General features: G+C 69.8%; 14 protein-coding genes and 1 CRISPR repeat array. Of the genes, 7 read left to right on the top strand and 7 right to left on the bottom strand.

The annotated features are described in order from the left end of the window. Positions 1 to 84: 84 nt before the first annotated feature. The 7 genes from ACIREO_RS35555 (at position 85) to ACIREO_RS35525 (ending at position 7,451) form a co-directional block, all read left to right on the top strand. Positions 85 to 267 (top strand): FxLD family lantipeptide, encoded by a 183-nt coding sequence (locus ACIREO_RS35555; RefSeq protein ID WP_404118078.1) that lies wholly within the window; start codon positions 85 to 87, stop codon positions 265 to 267. 73 nt (positions 268 to 340) lie between these two features. Further along, on the top strand, positions 341 to 3,367 hold the full coding sequence (locus ACIREO_RS35550; RefSeq protein WP_404118076.1) for a lantibiotic dehydratase: 3,027 nt from the start codon (positions 341 to 343) through the stop codon (positions 3,365 to 3,367). After that, positions 3,364 to 4,548 (top strand): lanthionine synthetase C family protein, encoded by a 1,185-nt coding sequence (locus ACIREO_RS35545; RefSeq protein WP_404118073.1) that lies wholly within the window; start codon positions 3,364 to 3,366, stop codon positions 4,546 to 4,548. Before ACIREO_RS35550 ends, ACIREO_RS35545 begins: the two co-directional genes overlap by 4 nt. Positions 4,549 to 4,634: 86 nt before the next feature. After that, positions 4,635 to 5,858, top strand: a complete 1,224-nt coding sequence (fxlM, locus tag ACIREO_RS35540) for a methyltransferase, FxLD system (protein ID WP_404118071.1) — start codon at positions 4,635 to 4,637, stop codon at positions 5,856 to 5,858. Between the two features lie 76 nt (positions 5,859 to 5,934). Beyond that, positions 5,935 to 6,507, top strand: a complete 573-nt coding sequence (locus tag ACIREO_RS35535; protein WP_404118069.1) for a hypothetical protein — start codon at positions 5,935 to 5,937, stop codon at positions 6,505 to 6,507. A gap of 259 nt (positions 6,508 to 6,766) precedes the next feature. Next, a complete protein-coding gene (locus ACIREO_RS35530) occupies positions 6,767 to 7,177 on the top strand; it encodes a VOC family protein (protein WP_404118067.1) in 411 nt (136 codons plus the stop codon). 13 nt (positions 7,178 to 7,190) lie between these two features. Beyond that, on the top strand, positions 7,191 to 7,451 hold the full coding sequence (locus ACIREO_RS35525; RefSeq protein ID WP_404118065.1) for a hypothetical protein: 261 nt from the start codon (positions 7,191 to 7,193) through the stop codon (positions 7,449 to 7,451). Positions 7,452 to 7,600: 149 nt separating this feature from the next. Further along, positions 7,601 to 7,995: direct repeats of the CRISPR family, unit length 29 nt; unit sequence GGGACCATCCCCGCAGGCGCGGGGAGCAC. Positions 7,996 to 8,134: 139 nt separating this feature from the next. On the opposite strand, the gene ACIREO_RS35520 is transcribed toward ACIREO_RS35525, so the two are convergent. From ACIREO_RS35520 to ACIREO_RS35490, 7 genes are all read right to left on the bottom strand, one after another. Beyond that, positions 8,135 to 9,376 (bottom strand): hypothetical protein, encoded by a 1,242-nt coding sequence (locus ACIREO_RS35520; protein WP_404118063.1) that lies wholly within the window; start codon positions 9,374 to 9,376, stop codon positions 8,135 to 8,137. A gap of 69 nt (positions 9,377 to 9,445) precedes the next feature. Then, positions 9,446 to 9,958, bottom strand: coding sequence for a hypothetical protein (locus tag ACIREO_RS35515; RefSeq protein WP_404118061.1), 513 nt, complete (start codon positions 9,956 to 9,958; stop codon positions 9,446 to 9,448). Positions 9,959 to 10,027: 69 nt separating this feature from the next. Then, complete coding sequence (locus ACIREO_RS35510; RefSeq protein ID WP_404118059.1) at positions 10,028 to 11,764, bottom strand: type IV secretory system conjugative DNA transfer family protein; 1,737 nt, start codon at positions 11,762 to 11,764, stop codon at positions 10,028 to 10,030. Beyond that, positions 11,764 to 13,311, bottom strand: coding sequence for a type VI secretion protein (locus tag ACIREO_RS35505; protein WP_404118056.1), 1,548 nt, complete (start codon positions 13,309 to 13,311; stop codon positions 11,764 to 11,766). Before ACIREO_RS35505 ends, ACIREO_RS35510 begins: the two co-directional genes overlap by 1 nt. Further along, on the bottom strand, positions 13,311 to 14,834 hold the full coding sequence (locus ACIREO_RS35500; RefSeq protein WP_404118054.1) for an SCO6880 family protein: 1,524 nt from the start codon (positions 14,832 to 14,834) through the stop codon (positions 13,311 to 13,313). Before ACIREO_RS35500 ends, ACIREO_RS35505 begins: the two co-directional genes overlap by 1 nt. A gap of 3 nt (positions 14,835 to 14,837) precedes the next feature. After that, complete coding sequence (locus ACIREO_RS35495) at positions 14,838 to 16,691, bottom strand: hypothetical protein (protein WP_404118051.1); 1,854 nt, start codon at positions 16,689 to 16,691, stop codon at positions 14,838 to 14,840. Continuing rightward, the gene (locus ACIREO_RS35490) at positions 16,681 to 17,466 is read right to left on the bottom strand and encodes a hypothetical protein (protein WP_404118049.1); all 786 of its coding nucleotides are present in this window, start codon (positions 17,464 to 17,466) and stop codon (positions 16,681 to 16,683) included. The genes ACIREO_RS35495 and ACIREO_RS35490 overlap by 11 nt, the downstream gene beginning before the upstream one ends. Positions 17,467 to 17,473 lie beyond the last annotated feature (7 nt).

The raw sequence follows: 17,473 nt of genomic DNA, 5'->3' as shown, positions 1-17,473 counted from the left end.
TCGCATCAGCCCCAGCAGCGAGGTGCACAAGAGCACGTCCAGCACGTCCAGCACGTCCAGCGATCCAACAGAAGGAGCATTTCCATGACTGCTGTCATGCCCGAGCAGACCGCCCCGCCGAAGGCCACCGTCGACGCCGCCGACGACCCGTTCGCACTGGACCTGAGCGTGACCACGGACCTCGGCGGCCTCGGCATGCCGACCGCATGTGGCACCGGTGACGGCTGCGCCGCATCCTGCGCTTCGTCCTGCGCAAGCGCGGTCTGACACCGCTTCCCAGGAGGGCCGGGGCCGGCCCCGGCCCTCCGCATCCGTCTGCACGGCGAAGGAGTTGTCGCGCATGAGCAACAAGTCTCTGTACGAGCACACGGGCACGGCTCTCCTACGGGCCGCGGCCGCACCGCGAAATCAGTTACCGGGCTGGTGGCCCGATCCGGCGGGCAGCGACGAGTGCATGAAGTGGCTGGACCACGTCTGGTCCAGCCAAGACGTCACCGGACCGATCCGGCAGGCGAACCGCGAACTCGCGCTCAGCATCGACGCCATGCGTGACGGACGGGCTGTCACCAGCAAGAAGGTACGAAGGGCAGCACTGTCGACGGCGCGCTACCTCCTGCGCGCTACCGGCCGGCCCACCCCCTTCGGCCTTTTCGCCGGCGTCGCCCCCGCCGCGCTCGGGCCGACGGCCGAAGTGCGCTGGGGAAGCAGCCACCGGGCCGTTGCCCGCATCGACACGCTGTGGCTCAGCAGCATCATCGAACGCCTGGAGAACTGCCAGGAGCTGCTCGAGCGCCTGGACGTCGTACTGAACAATCTTGCCGCCCGGCGGGGCGGGCGCCTCCAGGTTCCGCACGGCGGCCCCCACGGCGCCAGCATCAAGTACACGAGCGCGGTACGAGCGCTCGAGACCTGCGCCTCTACGCCGACCCGGTTCAGCGCCGTACTCGAGGGCCTTTCGGAGGCCTTTCCCGGAGCCGGCCCGGCGCAGATCCGCAGCACGCTGACCGGCCTCGTCCGGCAGGGATTCCTCGTAACGAGTCTGCGAGCGCCGCTCACGGTGACCGACCCGCTCGGTCATCTCATCGAGCGCCTGCAAGCGGTCGAGGCCCACGCGATCGAAGCCGTGGCCCCGATCCTGCACGGCCTCGAGGGTGTGGCGGCCGCTCTGGACCACCACAACCGCACCCCAGGCGCAGGGCAGACGCGGATGCGGGAGGCGTTGGTCCGGGAGCTGCGCGCCATGTCGGATGCCGGCCGGGCACCGCTCGCTGTCGATCTGCTGCTCGACGCGGCCGTACAGGTCCCGCTCGGCGTCGTGCATGAAATGGAGGCCGCGGCCGGGGCTCTGTTACGCCTGACCCGCCGCCCCACCGGTCACGCGATCTGGCACGACTTCCAGACCGCGTTCTGGGAGCGGTACGGCGTGGGCACGCTCGTCCCGCTGAGCGAGGTCCTGGATCCGGCGGCCGGACTCGGTCTCCCTGCCGAATACCCGGGCAGCGTGATGTCCGCCCCCGCGAAGCTGACCTCCGAACGAGACCGACGGCTGCTCGCGCTCGCCTGGCAGGCCTTGGTCGACGGCAGCCGCGAAATCGTGCTCACCGACGACGTGATCGACGCGATCGCCGGGGACGGGCCCGCTGCCGGCCCTCCGCACGTCGAGATGTGCGCCCGGATCCACGCCGAGGACGTCGCGGCCCTGGAGCGGGGCGACTTCACCCTCACTGTCACGCCCGCGCGCTCTGCGGGCACGCTCACGTCCCGCTTCACCCCGGCCGCCGGCGGGTCCGGTCTGGAGAAGGTCTATCGGACCATCCCCCCGGGTGTCGCCGGCGCTCTGCCGGCTCAACTGTCGTTCCCGCCGCTGTACCCGCACACGGAGAACGTCTGCCGCATCCCCGCATACCTGCCGCACGTCATCTCCCTGGGCGAGCACCGCGGGCCGGAGGAGGACGTGACCACGATCCCTCTGGACGATCTCGCCCTCACCGCGACGCACAGCCGTCTGCACCTGGTGAGCATCTCCCGCCGCCGCATCATCGAGCCCCAGGTCTTTCACGCCATGGCGCTCGAGAAGCAACCGCCGCCCCTGGCCCGGTTCCTCGCCCACCTGCCCCGCGCCTTCACAGCTTCATGGACCGGGTTCGACTGGGGCCCCGAAGCCGTCCGGCTCGCCTACCTGCCGAGGGTCCGCTACCGACGTACGGTCCTGTCCCCCGCCCGGTGGCGCCTCACGAGCGCCGATCTGCCTGCCACCGAGACGGAGGCCCTCGCCCGGTGGCGGCTGCGCTGGCACTGCCCTGAGGCAGTGGAGCTGCGGGACGACGACCGCACGCTGCGCCTGGACCTGAGCGAGCCTCTGCACGTGGCGATCCTGCGCGCCCATCTCGACCGTAACGACGAGGCGATCCTGACCGAAGCCGCCCCAGTCGGCGCCTTCGGCTGGATCGGCGACCATGCCCACGAGGTCGCCGTGCCCCTTGTCGCTACCGGCACACCAGCCCCTTCGCCCCTGTCCGGCCGGCTGCCCACGCTGCTCAACAGTTCGCTGGGCCACATGCCCGGGTCCCCGGATGCCTCGTGGCTGCACGCGAAGATCCACACCCACCCCGAGCAGATGAACGAGATCATCACAGGGCATCTCCCCCAGCTTCTCGCTGCCCTGCCCGACGAGACCGAGTGGTGGTTCCTGCGCTACCGCAGCCCACACGAATCCCCTCACCTGCGACTGCGTCTCCGTGTCCCGAGCGCCGGCCAGTACGCGACATTCGCCGCAGCGGTGGGGCAGTGGGCCACGCAGCTCCGCAAGGGATCCCTCGCGGGCCGGCTCGTCCTGGAGACGTACAGCCCCGAGATCGGCCGATACGGGCAGGGCGAGACGCTGGCAGCGGCGGAGGCCGTGTTCGCGGCCGACTCCCGCGCCGTCGCCGGCACCCTGCGCCACGTCCACGGCCCCCTCCTGCGCCCGACGGCGCTCGTAGCGGTAGGCATGGTGGACATCGCGCGCGGCTTCCTCGGTCATGAGGCAGGGATGGAGTGGCTCGCCGACCGGTCCGCCGCCCCCGCGACCGCAGACCGCGCGGTCTCCGAGCAGGCCGTACGCCTCGCCCGGTTACGGACGCCTCTCGACCTGCCCGGCTGGAACGGCGAGGTGACCGAGGCCTGGCAGGACAGAACCACGGCTCTGGCCCGCTACCGCCGTCAGCTCCCCGACGACACGAGCCCCGACGACACGAGCCTCGACGCGATTCTGGAGTCGCTGTTCCACATGCACCACAACCGGATGCTCGGCCTCGACCGGCCGGGAGAGAGGATCTGCCGCCGCGTGGCACGGCAGGCGGCCCGCGCTTGGCAGGCCCATCGATGACGCGCGGCGTAACCGCTGTCGACTCCGCGCCGTTGATGCAGCAGGAACAGTCCCTCTACTCCGGCGCGCCCGGAATCGCCCTGCGTCACATCGCCGACGCACAGGCGGGCCGAGAGGAATGGGAGACCGTCCACGCATGGGTGACCGCCATGGTCCGGCATCCGGTGAACGCCGACCCCGAAGCGTGCGGCCTCTTCGAGGGAGCGCCCGCCATTGCCTACGCCCTCCATCTCGCAGACCGACCGCCGTACGCGTCCGCCCTCCTGACGCTCGACCACCACATCGCCACCATGACGCGTCTCCGGCTGCGCGCTGCCCACGGACGAATCGACCGGAGAGAGCTGCCGCGGCTCCGCGAATACGACCTCATCAGCGGCCTGACCGGGCTCGGCGTCCTCCTCCTCACCCGCGGCGGCCACGACGCGCTGCTGCTCGACGTCCTCCGCTACCTCGTAAAACTGACGGAGCCGGTCAGGGCCGGTCATGACCTCCTGCCGGGCTGGTGGACCGGTGACGGTCCCGAACTCCGGCCCAGCCTTCGGTGGCCGGGCGGCCACGGCAACCTCGGTATGGCGCACGGTATCTGCGGTCCGCTCGCCTTCATGGCGATCTGCATGCGCCGGGGACGCACAGTTCCCGGGCAAGCCGGAGCGATCCGCTCCATCTGCACCACGCTCGATCAGTGGTGCCTCGGCACCGGCGAACGCCCCTGGTGGCCCGAGGTGCTCTCACGAAGCGAGTGGAAGACCCGTAGCTCCCGTCAGCATGGCCCCGGCCGCCCCTCCTGGTGCTACGGAACTCCAGGTATCGCCCGCGCCCAACAGCTCGCCGCGCTTGCCCTCGGCGATGCCCGGCTTCAGCACCACGCCGAGACGGCGCTCGCCGCCTGCGTCACCGATGAACAGCAACTCGCCCAACTCACCGACGCCTCGCTCTGCCACGGCTGGGCCGGCCTCGTACGCGCCGTACAGCGAGCAGCCGCGGACGCGGGCCCGGACAGCGGCCTGGGGGCAGCCCTGCCCAGGCTGCACTCCCGGATGCGCGACCACCTCGAGCAGTCGGGGCCGCCTCCTCCCGGCCTGATGGAAGGCGCCGACGGCGTCCATCTCACGCAACTGGACGCGGACGTCAACACCGCACCGATACCTCGCTGGGACACCTGTCTGCTCCTGGACGGGTGACCCGCGCCCACGCCCCAGCACACCAACATCGCACCATTAGGCTCGTGCCCCTCGTCACCGCCGGGCACGTCGTGGAAGGAACGCCCTTGAACACCACCGCCCACTCCTCGACCGAGGTCCTGCGTAACCGGCTGCTCGACGAGATCGTGGAGGAACGGGTCGCCGGGCTCTACGACCCGCGGGTCGAGGAGGCCATGCGGACGGTGCCACGGCACGAGTTCCTCCCGGCCGTGAGCGTCGAGACCGCGTACGCGAATCAGTCCGTGTCCATCAAGGACAACCCCGCCGAGGACGCGCTGCCGTTCAGCTGCGCGTCGAAGCCCGACGTGGTGTTCTTCATGCTCGTCCAGCTCCAGCTCGAAGCCGGCCACCGCGTGTTCGAGATCGGCGCGGGCACGGGCGTGAATGCCGCCTATATGCGGCGCCTGGTCGGCTCCTCCGGTCTCGTCGTCACGGGGGACATCGACGGCGACGTCACCGCGTACGCCCGCAAGACGCTCGACGCGACCGGGTTCCGCGACGTCGAGGTCATCACCCGGGACGGGGCGCTGGGGGCGGAGGAACTCGCCCCGTTCGACCGAATCATCGCAACCGTCGGAGTCTGGGACCCCTCCCCCGCCATGCAGAACCAGCTCACCCCCGGCGGCCGGCTCGTCCTGCCTCTGCGGTGGCGAGGACTGACCCGCAGCGTCGCATTCGCGCGACAGCCGGAACGGCTCCTGTCCGACTCCGTGAAGATGTGCGGCTTCCTGCCCATGATCGGCCAGGACGGCGAGCACGCCGGTTACGTCGATGACGAGCACCTGATCCACCTGTTCTGGGACGACGACCAGGCAATCGACCCGCCGGCGCTGAAGACGGCCGTCTCCCGGCCGGGAACGGTCGCCTGGACCGAGGCGAGCGTCGGGCCTGTCGAGTCGTTCGACGGAATCTGGCTTCGCCTCTCGGCCACCGAGCCCACCACCTGCCGCATCACGGTGAAGCCCGCCGCCATCGGGTCAGGGCTCCGACGCCCCGCGGCGCCCGCGCTCAGCCCCGCTCTCGTCGACGGGGACTCGATCGCCTACCTCACCCTGGAACGCCTGCCGGTCGAGGAAGGCGCCGAACCCCGCTTCCGGCTCGGCGCGGCCGGCTACGGCCCGGCCGGACACGCGCTCGCGGGGCGGCTGTGCACCCAGATCACGGCGTGGGGTCATGCCCGGACGGCGGAGCCCGTGATCAGCCTGTACCCGGCAGGAACCCCGGACTACGAACTCACCGAGGGCTACGTCATCGAGAAGCCGTCCGCGCGCATGGTGATCTCCTACTGAGACTCACTGCAGGAAGCCTCAGGGCGCCTGAGGCTCCTGGCCCCGTGGCAGGCCATGACGACGAGGAGTGTCAGCGGTGTTGGAGACCTACCTGTCCTGGTACCGCGAATGCCGGATGGACGAGTCCGAGTTCCGCTCGGTCACGAACCACTTGGCGCAGTCCGGACTGACCGTCGAGCACCCGAAGCTGGGCTGCGGGATGCTTTTGGACGTCGCGGGGGAACAGGTGAGGCTGCCTGTGGGGCGCATCCTGGAGCTTGTCGGCCTGTCGGTCGGTCCGCTCAGCATGCAGTTCTGGCTGTCGGCTGACGTGGACGTGGTGTGCGAGATCAGGTACGTGGCGCCGGACACCCAGGTCCTCACCTTCGTTCTCGGCGGGTTGACCGAGAGCGAGCGTGAGCAGGCCACCGATGCGGTTCAGCGGCTGATCCGACGAGAGTTGGACAGGACGGTCGCGCTGCTTGTCGATTTGGGCGGCGAAACAGCGGACGCGGATGATGACGCGCTGGTCCTGTATGGCCGGCTGCCGAAGGGCCCGCACCCGGACCAAGTGCAGTTCCGGACGGACCGGCTCAGCGCCGTCCCTGCTGTTCTTGCTGGAGCAGAGGTGACGGATCTCGGCAACGGGCTGAGTACGGTCCGCTGGTAATGATCATCGGGCAGGTTCGCGGAGCCAGAGCAGGAGCGCTGCAAGGTGGAGTCCGGCCCGGTATCGGGAGGCGAGTTCGTCGAAGCCCAGCACTCCGACAGGGACGCCCAGTTCCGCTACCGCCCTGCTGAGCCGACGATTCGCGCGGATCTACACCACCCTCGGAACCCAGGACCCCCTCTATCGGAGGTTCTGCCTCTATCGAGATCGCGACAGGCCTGTCTCGAAGTCGGGTGTGAGCTCGTGACAAGATCGCGGGATGCTGCGACTCACCGATTTCATTATCGACTGCCCGGACACGATGAAGCTGGCGGCTTTCTACTCCGAGGTGACGGGCCGTCCGATCAAGGAAGGCAGCTCCGAGGACTGGGCTGGCATCCAGTTCGACGAGATCGAGCTGGCATTCATCCGGGTGGACGACTATCGCGCTCCGCAGTGGCCCGACAGCGAGCACCCCAAGCAGTTCCACCTCGACTTCGAAGTGGACGAGATCAAGCCCGAGCAGCGCCGCGTCCTCGACCTCGGCGCGACGCTGAGGCAGGACTTCATCGGCCCCAACGGCTACGGCTGGCAGGTCTACACCGACCCGATCGGCCACCCCTTCTGCCTGTGCCGCAACAAGGGCGTCATCTGGACCGACCAGGGCCCGATGAGGGCCAAGCACGACTAATCAGATTCCGGTCATGGAGAAGAGCAACATCACGATCAAGCTCACCCCCGACGAGGCTCTGGTCCTCTCGGACTGGCTGGAGCGAGTACAGATGACAGATCTCAGCCGCCTGGTCGACGATCCGGCCGCCTGGGCCCCGATCCACAAGATCGCGGGAACACTGGACAAAGCGCTCCCTGGAATCTTCGCCGCCGACTACGCCGAACGTCTGGAAGCGGCCCGGCACCGTCTCCGGACGGCCACGGGCAGCCTTGCCGAAGAGCGAGACGGCTGAGCTGCCCTTGCCCACCACCAGCTCGCTTCCGTGAAAGCCATGTCGTTTGAGAACGCCAGCCCGCGGCGTTCTCAAACGACATGGCAACCCAGCAGGTCAGCGGCCCATGATCTGTCAGCTGCACTGCGACAGGACACCGGGCCCTGCGTCGTGTGCTCCCTCCGGGCGCGGGGAGCACGGGCTGGCGTACATGGAGCCGGGCATCGGCACGGGACCATCCCCGCAGGCGCGGGGAGCACAGCCACTGCTCCAGCGTGGTGGCCGCGCGGTCGGGACCATCCCCGCAGGCGCGGGGAGCACTCGCCGTTGCTGGCGTCGTCGCCCTGGTCCTCGGGACCATCCCCGCAGGCGCGGGGAGCACGTTTGCCTGCCTCGGCCGCGACCAGCGCGACAGGGACCATCCCCGCAGGCGCGGGGAGCACGCCGGGCCCTCGTCGCGAAGCAGGAAGCCGCGGGGACCATCCCCGCAGGCGCGGGGAGCACGCCAACATCCCAGAAATCTTGAATCCATGGATGGGACCATCCCCGCAGGCGCGGGGAGCACTCTTGCTGAACTGCGAGTTTGTCATCCGCGACAGCCATTCCGCACTACTTTCACCGACTCCGACAAAACACACCTTTCAGTCATGCAAATCCAAACCGCCCCTCCCGTGCCCCGCTGAGCATTGACCATGCCTGGCCAGTCACACCGCGGCTCTCGGCGATCTGGGTTGTGCAGTCGCCGGGGACCGAGCAGCGACTCGCGGCCGTGGGGCAACCGCCGCTGCGCGAGCGGGCTTGGAGCGTGTAGTCGGCTGGCTCTTCGTTCCCGGCAGGGTGACCGAGAGCCGGGCGGCATGACCATCTGCCGTCCTTGCTACTTCCTGCAGAGCGGTCAGGTCGGCCCCGCTGAAACGGGTGGACTCAGCAGCAGCCTCTACCAGGGCGTCAGCTGCTTCGGCAGCTCTGCCGTACGGGGAAGCTGACAGGCCGGGCCCGTCGGGGAGTGTGGACGGTGGCAGTTGCCGCCAAGCCTCGCGAAACGCCTCGATCCTCGGATGGCTGGACTTGGCAAGCGCCCGCCCCATCGGGCCGGCGATCCACGCCTGGAAGGACTCGGCCACCGATCGGGCGCCTGCGATCGCTTCCTCCCGGGAGCCGTACGGGACTGGGGTTCGCGCGGCGGCAGTGCTGTAGATGAGGGCCGAATCGCTCAACTTGAGCAAGGCATCCGCGCTGGGAAGGTCTCCAGCAGTGGTGCGACGGATCCTGTCCGCACCCGCCGTAGCCAGCCGGCCGATGGCCTCGCACGTTCGGATGGAGACAGACTTCCAGAATCCCTGGAACCGGGCGTCGGTCCGCAGCTCCTTCCAGTACTCGCCGGACTTCTCTCTGATCGTGGTCATCAGGTGCCCCATGGCGCCTCGGATGCTCTGGATCCGCTGCCACTCCGGCGAGTTCTGGAGATCCGATGCAGCTGCGTCGCGCAAGGCACCGTTCACGAGATCCGACGCTGCGGCGAAGGAGGTATCCGTGAGCGCCTCGCCCTTGGGCAACGGGTTGTGAACTGGTGCCACCTGGTCGATCGTCTCCAGGTCCTCCACGACCACGGCCCACATGTCATCGGCGCTGCCGTGGGCTTCGGGCACATGGTCCTTCCACGCCCGCCGCGCCTTCTCCAGGCCTTCCTCCCAGTCGATGGGCGGCAGAGCGGCGCTGCCTTCGACAGGGCTGCCCTTGAGGCGCCAGATGGCGTTGCCGTCCGACGGATCGTGGAGGACGTCGCCCTTACGCTCCCACCGGCCGCCGGGCAGATCGTTGCCTGGCCACAGAGGCAGATCAGGGTGTTCTGTCGCTGCTACGGCATGTGACGGTTCGTGGGGCAGCTGAACCCGGGCGACAGGACGTTCAGCCTGCTCCGAGTCGGTGTCTGCACTTGTGGCCATGGGGTGCCTCCGTAAGTGGTCGGTTCGCCCGAGGCGGGTGGTCATCGGACTGTCCAGCACGGGTCCGGGTTACAGCGGCAGCTCGGCGTCATGGGCATGGCGCAGCATTTCGGCTGCGGCCGGATGGGCCGCGGGGGCGTTCGTGGTCTCCGAGGAGGCCAGGTAGTAGTCGAAGTCGTTCTCCGTCCCCGGGATGCCCGGCGGGACAGGGGGCGGGGGCTGGTGCATGCCGGTGGCGCACGCGGCCAGCTGCAGGCGTGGGGTGAAGGCGTGCAGGGTGTTGATCCAGTCGGCCTCGGCGAGCTCCCGGCCCGGGGCCTGCTCACCGGCGTACGTACGGATCCACCCCGCGTACAGGGCTGTCAGATGCTCCACGACCGGAGGATGGCGGTACCAGCACGGGGGGATGCTGTTGTGCAGCTCGAAGGTGGAACGCAACCAGTCGACCCAGGTCGCAAGCTCACGAAGACGCTGCTGCCGGTCAAGCGGGTCCATGGCTGCCCACACCCACCGCTGCGGCTCGAGCTGGGCCTCGGAGGGCATGGTGGGCCACAGCGAGGCCGGGTTGTCCAGATCTGACACGAGTGATGCCTGCCTTCTGTTCAGCACTGGTCCGGTGCCGTCGCCTCTGCCTGACCGTCGTACGCCGGATCAGGCATGGGCGCCCGCTTTCCCGGAGCCGTCCGGCTCGGTGAAGCTCACCGGACCCGTCGGAGCAACGGGGACGGGTGCGGCCAGCAGCTTCTTGAGGTCCCTGTCGCGGAAGGTGAGCCGCATCCTGACCTTGATCGGGGGCTGGTTCGAGTACTGCGCGATCGCCGTGAAGTCCGGCAGCTGCTGCAGCGAGTGCACCGGGGCGAGGTCCGTCTCGGTGGCTGAGGTGTTCGTTGAGTACTCGCCCCGGGAGCGGCCGTGGGAGGTCCTCATCACCTCGGTGCGTCCGTACAGGCCGGAGAAGTAGCGAAGGGTCTCCAGGTCTCCGCAGCCGGGCAGCAGCATCCGCAAGCCGCTCGCGGAGAGCACGGTGTTGGCCTTCTGGGTACCGAGCCGGTCCCGGAGCTGAGAGAGGTCGTGCCACACCGTCAGGACGTCGATCCCCATGCCGCGGCCGGTCGTGAGGATGTTCGGCAGTCTCGGGTAGCGCAGCATGTTGCCGGCCTCGTCGACCATCACGCCCAGCGACGGGTCGAGGGGCTTGCCCGTGCTGTTGTAGCGGACCTCGGCGCCGTGAATGATCGAGGCGATGATGGACGTCAGCAGCGGGGCGAAGCGCTCGGCGTCGGCCTCGGACGCGATCAGGCAGACGGTTCCGTTCCGGTCCAGAAGCTGCTCGACGGTGAAGTCGGTGCCGGCGCACGTCTCACGGACCTCCTCGTCGGCGTAGACCCTCGCCAGCACGTTGAGGCTGAACTGGATCGAGCCGATGCCGTCCTCGTGGAGCCGTAGCCAGGGCGAGGCGTAGTCGTCGGCGACCTCGTTGTAGCCGTGCTGCAGCAGGACGGCCCGGACGTGGTCGACAGCGTCCTTGCCCAGGCTGAGCCACCGGCGCATCGCCGTCACTCCCCCGCCGGACAGGTTCGAAGCCAGCAGAACGCCCTTGAGGACGCTCTTGGCCTGGTCGACCCACGGCGCGGCGCGCTTGCTGTCACCCGAGGAGGAAGCCTCAGCCATCCACGACGCCATCCGGTCGGCGGCCTTCGCGTCGGTGCAGTAGTCGACGGGCGACCATCTCTGGGTGGGCCTGCCGGGGATACCGGCCGGAGCGATGACCCAGACCGGTCCGAAGGAGCGACGGCGCGCGTAGATGATGTCGAGGTCGGCGGCCTTGGTGGTGGTCACCACCAGGGGGCCCTGCCATTCGGCTGCGTTCGGCAGCACCAGGCCCGTGGTCTTCGAGGACCCCGGCACTCCGAACACCGTGGCGCTGATGTTGGGCTGCGCGGCCACGATCTTCTTCGTACGCATCCCACGCCCGGCTGTGATCCGGTTGGCACGTCTGACCGGGTCCTGTGGTGCCTGGAGCTTCCGCTCCACCTTGGCCCCGCCCCACTGGGCGCCGCCGGTCCGGCCGCTGCGGTCGAAGAGGCTGACGGCCTTCACGAACAGGACGAGGACGACCAGGACGAGTGCAACGGTCAGCGCGTAGAACAGCCAGCTGGGCGGGGCCGGGTCGTACGCCGCATCGGGCCCCCGCGCCAGGGACTTGAGGACGGTGGCGGGGATGCTGTCGGTGCGGGTGGCCCACCCGCGCCCGGACAGCAGGGCGGCGGCCGGCGCTGCCAGCAGAACCGCACCGCCGATCGAGACGGCCGCGCCGATCCCGTAGGCGGCGAGCAGGGTGTTGTCGTCCAGGCCGGCGGGGGACGAGCCGGTCTTCTCCGCGGCCATCACACCGCCATCCGCTCATCGGTCTCGAAGAGTTTCTGCTCGATGTGGGAGAGGACGAGCTGTACGGCGTGGCCGCCGCCGCGGCCCACCTTCCACAGGGCCCGTCCGCGCTGGCCGGCGCCCCACGACCCGATCAGGTCGCATTCGGCGTCCGAGAGGCCGATGGCCTCGCGGGTGATCTGCAGAGGGCGGGTGTCCTGGGCCAGCTGGATCCGCGTCTCGCAGGAGGAGATCAGGTCCTTGGCGATCGCGACGGCCTCCGAGCTCGCCGAGCCGACGCTCTCGAAGTCGGACAGCCGGTGCGTGGCCAGGACCTGGATGGTGCCGGTCGCCCGGGACAGCCTGAGGTCGGCGTCGATCTTGCGGACCATCGCGGCGCCACCGGAGCGCATCTGCCGCCACAGTTCGTCCCGGACGACGATCCAGGGCCGCTGACCGGGCCGGTCGATGGCTGCCTGGGCCCACGAGGAGACGCAGGACAGGACCATGGCGACCGTCTCGTCGCCGTACTGCTCCAGGGCGCTGATGTCGACGGACTGGATCGGTGCGTCCCAGTCCAGGCCGATCGAGGTCTGTTCGTCGAAGAGACCGCCCAGGTGCCCGTTGACCATGGTGCCGAGAGCCGAGCGGATCGACACCATCTGCTCGCGGGCCAGCTGGACCTCGCCGTCCCGGACCCGGAGCTCCTTGGCCATCGCGTCGGTGGGGTCGCGGAGCTTGTCGTAGACGAGGGGCAGGGTCGGTACGGCGAGCCTGGTCTGCCCGTACAGCTCGCCGGTGACCTCGCGCACCGCGACGTCCAGGGCCTCCTCCTCGCGGGACTTGAGGGTGCGACGGAGCTGGAGTTCGAGGAGAGCCTTGAGCAGGGTCAGACGGCGCCGGTGGATCTCCTGGAGGCGGCCCCGGAGTTCGGCCGGATCCTTGATCTGGTCGAGGCCGGTGCCGAGCGGCCCGGCATCCAGCGGGTTGAGGCGGCCGGGGAGGCCGGGGCCGAGGCGTACCGGCTCGACTCCCAGGTGGCGGCAGAGCCCCGCGTACTCGCCCTTCACGTCGCCCGCGATCAGCGTCCGGTGCCCGAAGGCCATCAGCCGGAAGCACAGGGCCTTGATGTGGGCGCTCTTCCCGCTTCCGGGGATGCCAGTGATCATCACGTTGGGGTTGGTACAGAGGCCTTCGCGGACCCAGACCGCCGGGTGCGCGGAGAACGCCTGGGTGGTGAGCGTGTTGTGCCCGATGTACGCGCCGACCGGGGGCAGCGTTCCCGCGTGCAGGAAGGGGTACGCCCCGGCCGCGTTGCCGGTGTCGGCCCGGACGACCTCGGTGCGCGGCAGGGACGCGGAGCGGCCGGCGAAGGGCCCCGGCCAGCCCTTGCGCGGTGCGACCCGCATGACGGTTTCGGCGTCCTCGAGCCGACGGGACTGCCGCTGCTCGGCCGGAGTCGGGCCCGCAGGCGCCGGGACGTACGCGGTGTTGATGCCGGTGGCCTCGCCGAGGCCCGAGGCGTCCAGCTCGGTGTCCGTGCCGCGACGTCGTGTCCGCAGGCCCATCAGAATCCCACCCGTCGGTCCGGGAGGCCCTGGCCGAGAGGCAGGGCGCCGGCGGCGAATCCGACGTCCTGGGCGCCCCACATGCGCCGTAGTTCCAGGCCGGACGCGGCTGCGTCGGCCTGCATCTCGGCGCAGGCCGTCTCCAGTTCCTCCAGGTCGGTCACGGTCACCGACAGCACCGCGGTCATACGGACCACGCCTTGGCCGGCCGCACGGGCGGCGTCCTGGGTACGGGCGAGGTTCACCTCGCGGCGCTCGTCCTCGCTCTCGTCGCGTCCGGTCTTGGCGCGCAGATGGCGGGCGGAGGATCGCTTGCTCTTCTCGCGGGCAAGTTCCTGGCGGGCACGGCGGGGGCCGAGCGGCTCGTAGACGAGGCTCATGGACCGCCGTGCGTTGCGCCGGGGCCGTAGCAGCGGCTGGAGGAATGTCGCGTAGACCTGGGCCTGCGGCCAGGTGCGGACCTGATAGGTGACGGTCCATGCTCCGTCGTGCCGGTAGGTCCCCCACTCGGTCTCCGCAGCCGCCGGTCCGGCCAGCGCGGGGTCGACGCCCTCTTCGACGCCATCCCATCCGGGGGTCCGGGCAGCCGCGTTGGCCGTGGCGATCGCGACCTGGGCGTCGGGGTCGTATGCCGTGCGGATGCTCTGGGCGACCTTGCGAGGGGAGAGCCATTCCATGACCTGAAGGCTCGCCGTGCTCAGCGCGCCGCCCAGGGCGTGGATCTCCCTGACCAGGACGGCGGCCGCACCGACCTGGCCGCCACCGGCGCCCTTGATCGCGAGCCGGGCGCGGCCGGCCGACAGGGTCACGGACAGGTAGGTCTCCCGGTTGGTGGCCGCGGGGCCGGCGCCCTCCATCAGGTCCGACAGGGCGCTCACCGCGGCAGGGGGTGCGTCGGGGGTGATGTGGTGAGCGGTCCATGACCGCAGGGCGGCCCCGTCGTCGGGCAGGCAGCGCTGGTGCACGGACAGCCGCACGATCGGGGAGTCCTCGGTGCAGAAGGTACGGAGGAGGGCCGCCCACGACGAGACCCGGGCGGCCTGCTTGTCGGTGTCCACGAGGGCGAGTCCTGGGAAGGACACCCGGGACACCGCGGTGTACGTCCCGGCGACCGGGTCGTGCGCGACTCCCAGCAGACCGCCGAGCCCGTCCGGGGCCTCCAGGATCCGGAGCCTGGCCAGGGTGCCGGGCAGATCCATCGGCTGCCGGCCTGTCCGGGTCGAGCGAGGGGCGAACGGCCCCGAGACGAAGACGTTCTGATTCCGTGCCACGGCGATCTGGTGCCTCACTGCCAGCAGGATCCATTCATCGGCGCTCAGCCCGCTGACACGGCCGAAGGCGAGTACGAGGAGCACCGCGGCCACCGGCACGCACACGCCGGCCGCGGTCCAGCTCGCGAGGTTGACGGGGATGAGCAGGAGCGTGCAGCCGACGGCGACCAGGGCGAATCCGGGGCCGGAGAGGCGCCCCATGAAGCCCGACTTCTCCGACTGCCACCCGCTGTAGGTGACGGGTTGTGTCATGAGCTATTCCTGAGTCGGAGGGGGGCTGGGAGGCTGCACCGGCGGCGGAGCGTCCGCTCCTTCGGGCCGTGCTTCGGGTGGGTACCCCGCGTCGGCGGATGCGCGCCGCTGGGCGATGACGACGTGGCGGCCTCCTGCGGCACCGTGATCGAGTCCTGCGTGGCCGGCGGTGCTCGACATGCCGGACTCGAGGGTGTCCTTGCCTGCCGCCAGGAGCTGCAGGGGCAGAGCGACCGTTCCGAAGACCTTCGAGCCGAAGGACCGTCCGGCACCGCTTCCGCCCGCGCCACCGCCGGATACCGGGGAAGCGTTGGAACCGCTCGCCGACGTCTGGGCGGTGTCCTGTTCCAGGGCCCGTGTGTAGGCGCTGCCGCCGCCGACCGCGCCGGCTCCGCCCATCTCGGGGCGGTAGCCGCCGCTCGCCGACGCGGCGGACGAGCCGACGGAGCTCATGAGGCCGGAGGCGATCGCGCTGCCCCCGCCGACGGTGGAGAACGTCATGAACTTGGCCAGTACGGGCCACGCGAAGCAGGCCAGGATGAAGATGACCAGGCCGACGAACATGTTCTGCACGCCCTGGCCTTCGGCCATCGCGCCGAATCCGATGGCGAAGCAGAGCACGATCATCGGCTTCATGAGGATCAGGGCGATCAGCGCGTTCCGTGCCTTCGGCCACCATTCCTGGGTGGAGTCCGAGAGCTGGCCGGCCAGGACCACGGGCATGGTCGCGACGAGAATCATGATGCCGGCCTGGCGCAGCAGCACTTCGAGCCACAGCGCGGCGATCGCGAGGATGCAGATGATCCCGACGACGATGATGACCCCGACCGCCGCAGCGGCCACCGTCTCCCCCGTGATGAGTGCGGTCCCGACCGTCGCGGCGCCTCCACCTCCGGTGATGAGCCCTCCGAAGAGGGTGCCGAGCTGGTGCTGCATCGCCTCGGTCGCATCGGCCTCGCCCGATCCGCCGCCGTCGAAGGTGTAGTTGATGATCCAGGTGGACACCGCGTCCGACCACGACAGGGCGGTCTGGGTGGCCAGCACGTACACGGACGAGATGACTCCCCACTTCGCCAGGCCGGTGATGGCGGTGGCGGCCGGCTCGCCCCGCTGGCTGATGGCGACCTTTCCGAACTGCAGGAGCAGGAGGAAGGTGGCGATCACCAGGGAGAGGGAGGTCATGATGCTGGTGGCGGAGCCGATACCGACCTTGGACAGGTCGATGGTGGACGACGTGTTGAAGATCTTCGCGAACTCCTCCAGCAGCCACACCACGGCTTTCCCGATGTAGCGGGCGGCTTCCTGCAGGGCGTCCGAGGCAAGCTCGCTGATCTTGCCCGCCGCCCAGGTCACCGGGTTCTTCGCGTCCGGGGGGTACTCGTGCTGGCCGTCCCGCAGGCACTGCTCGAAGGTGCCGCCCTTTTCGACGCAGGCGGTGACGTACTTGTTCAGCTCTCCGAAGTTGCCCTGCTTCTGGTCGTAGGCCTTACGCCACTTGTCGAGGCGGAGCTCCTCAAACCGCTGGCGATCGGCTTCGCCGCAGTTCCTGGCCGCGTTGCCGTCAGCCCCTTCGCACTCGCCGATGGTGCCGGGCAGCTCGCCGGACTCGGCGGGCTTGCAGTCCCCGTCGGCCGCTCCGAAGTCCATGACGCACCAGTGGCCCTGGGTGTCGATGCCCGCGACGTCGCCGCCCTTGGTCCATTCCGCCGGCGGCGGCTTGGGGGGTCCGTAGTCGGCGTGCTTTCCCCCGTGGTCGGCGACCGCGGCGGGGGCGCCGGCCACGCCTACGGCCACGCAGCACAGCAGAGCGAGCAGGAGGCACCTTGCCCTGGCTCCTCCGGGACGCTCAGTCCTCATGCCTGACCTGGATCCACTGGTCCTGCCATGCGAAGGGCGAGTCCGGGTCGTACGCGACGGGGAAGGTCCGCTGCTTGAAGTAGACGGGCTCGTCGGTGAGCTTCCAGGCGCCGTCCTGCCACTTGACGATGAAGTCGACGGTGTCGCCCTTGACCGGGTTGTCGTCCGTCGCCTTCTCCGGTGTGGTCGCGTACCGGTCGAAGCTCAGCCAGATGTGGACGACGTCTCCGCGGGGCAGGCCGTCGCCGACGAGGCTCCGCATACGGACGGCCTCCACCGTGGTGGTGAAGGTGATCCCCGCCGGCGTGCCACCGGAGGCGGGGAGCCCCGCGCCTTCCCGGAGCTTTCGGACCTCGGAGATCTGCTTGTCGATGTACCCGGCCGCGTCCGGCGACGTCACGACTTCGAGCTGCTGGCGGGCCTTCTGGTCGTCCATCCAGGCGTGCTCCTCCCAGAAGTGGACGACTGCGGAAACAGCGCCGCCCGCACTGTGGGGGAAACCGATGGAGGCGCCGCCCTTCTGGCCCGTCGGCGCGTTCAGCGAGACCTTCTTGGCTCGCTCCGGCGTCATCTCCCCGCCGCTGCCGGCCGAGGCCGAGCCGGACGGCTTCGTCTCCCCCGTGGCTGTCGGCCCGGACGCCGGCTTGCTCGAGCTGTCTTCGTCGATCAGTGAATACGCGGCGATCCCCCCGACGGTCAGGGCGCCGACAACAAGGACGGTGAGCCCCACGAGCAGAAGCTTGGCTCGCCGGGCTCCGCGCTCGTGGATATCCATACCGCGG

The organism is Streptomyces sp. NPDC102441 (assembly GCF_044765585.1).
Taxonomy (GTDB): Bacteria; Actinomycetota; Actinomycetes; order Streptomycetales; family Streptomycetaceae; genus Streptomyces.
The sequence above is the reverse complement of the archived record's forward strand: the minus strand, read 5'-3'. Positions and strand labels throughout refer to the sequence as shown.

Coding starts and splice junctions, on each gene's coding strand:
- ACIREO_RS35525 (WP_404118065.1), top strand. CDS start 7,191: ATGGAGAAGAGCAACATCACGATCAAGCTCACCCCCGACGAGGCTCTG.
- ACIREO_RS35510 (WP_404118059.1), bottom strand. CDS start 11,764: ATGGCCGCGGAGAAGACCGGCTCGTCCCCCGCCGGCCTGGACGACAAC.
- ACIREO_RS35550 (WP_404118076.1), top strand. CDS start 341: ATGAGCAACAAGTCTCTGTACGAGCACACGGGCACGGCTCTCCTACGG.
- ACIREO_RS35500 (WP_404118054.1), bottom strand. CDS start 14,834: ATGACACAACCCGTCACCTACAGCGGGTGGCAGTCGGAGAAGTCGGGC.
- ACIREO_RS35505 (WP_404118056.1), bottom strand. CDS start 13,311: ATGGGCCTGCGGACACGACGTCGCGGCACGGACACCGAGCTGGACGCC.
- ACIREO_RS35490 (WP_404118049.1), bottom strand. CDS start 17,466: ATGGATATCCACGAGCGCGGAGCCCGGCGAGCCAAGCTTCTGCTCGTG.
- ACIREO_RS35520 (WP_404118063.1), bottom strand. CDS start 9,376: ATGGCCACAAGTGCAGACACCGACTCGGAGCAGGCTGAACGTCCTGTC.
- ACIREO_RS35555 (WP_404118078.1), top strand. CDS start 85: ATGACTGCTGTCATGCCCGAGCAGACCGCCCCGCCGAAGGCCACCGTC.
- ACIREO_RS35530 (WP_404118067.1), top strand. CDS start 6,767: ATGCTGCGACTCACCGATTTCATTATCGACTGCCCGGACACGATGAAG.
- ACIREO_RS35495 (WP_404118051.1), bottom strand. CDS start 16,691: ATGAGGACTGAGCGTCCCGGAGGAGCCAGGGCAAGGTGCCTCCTGCTC.
- ACIREO_RS35545 (WP_404118073.1), top strand. CDS start 3,364: ATGACGCGCGGCGTAACCGCTGTCGACTCCGCGCCGTTGATGCAGCAG.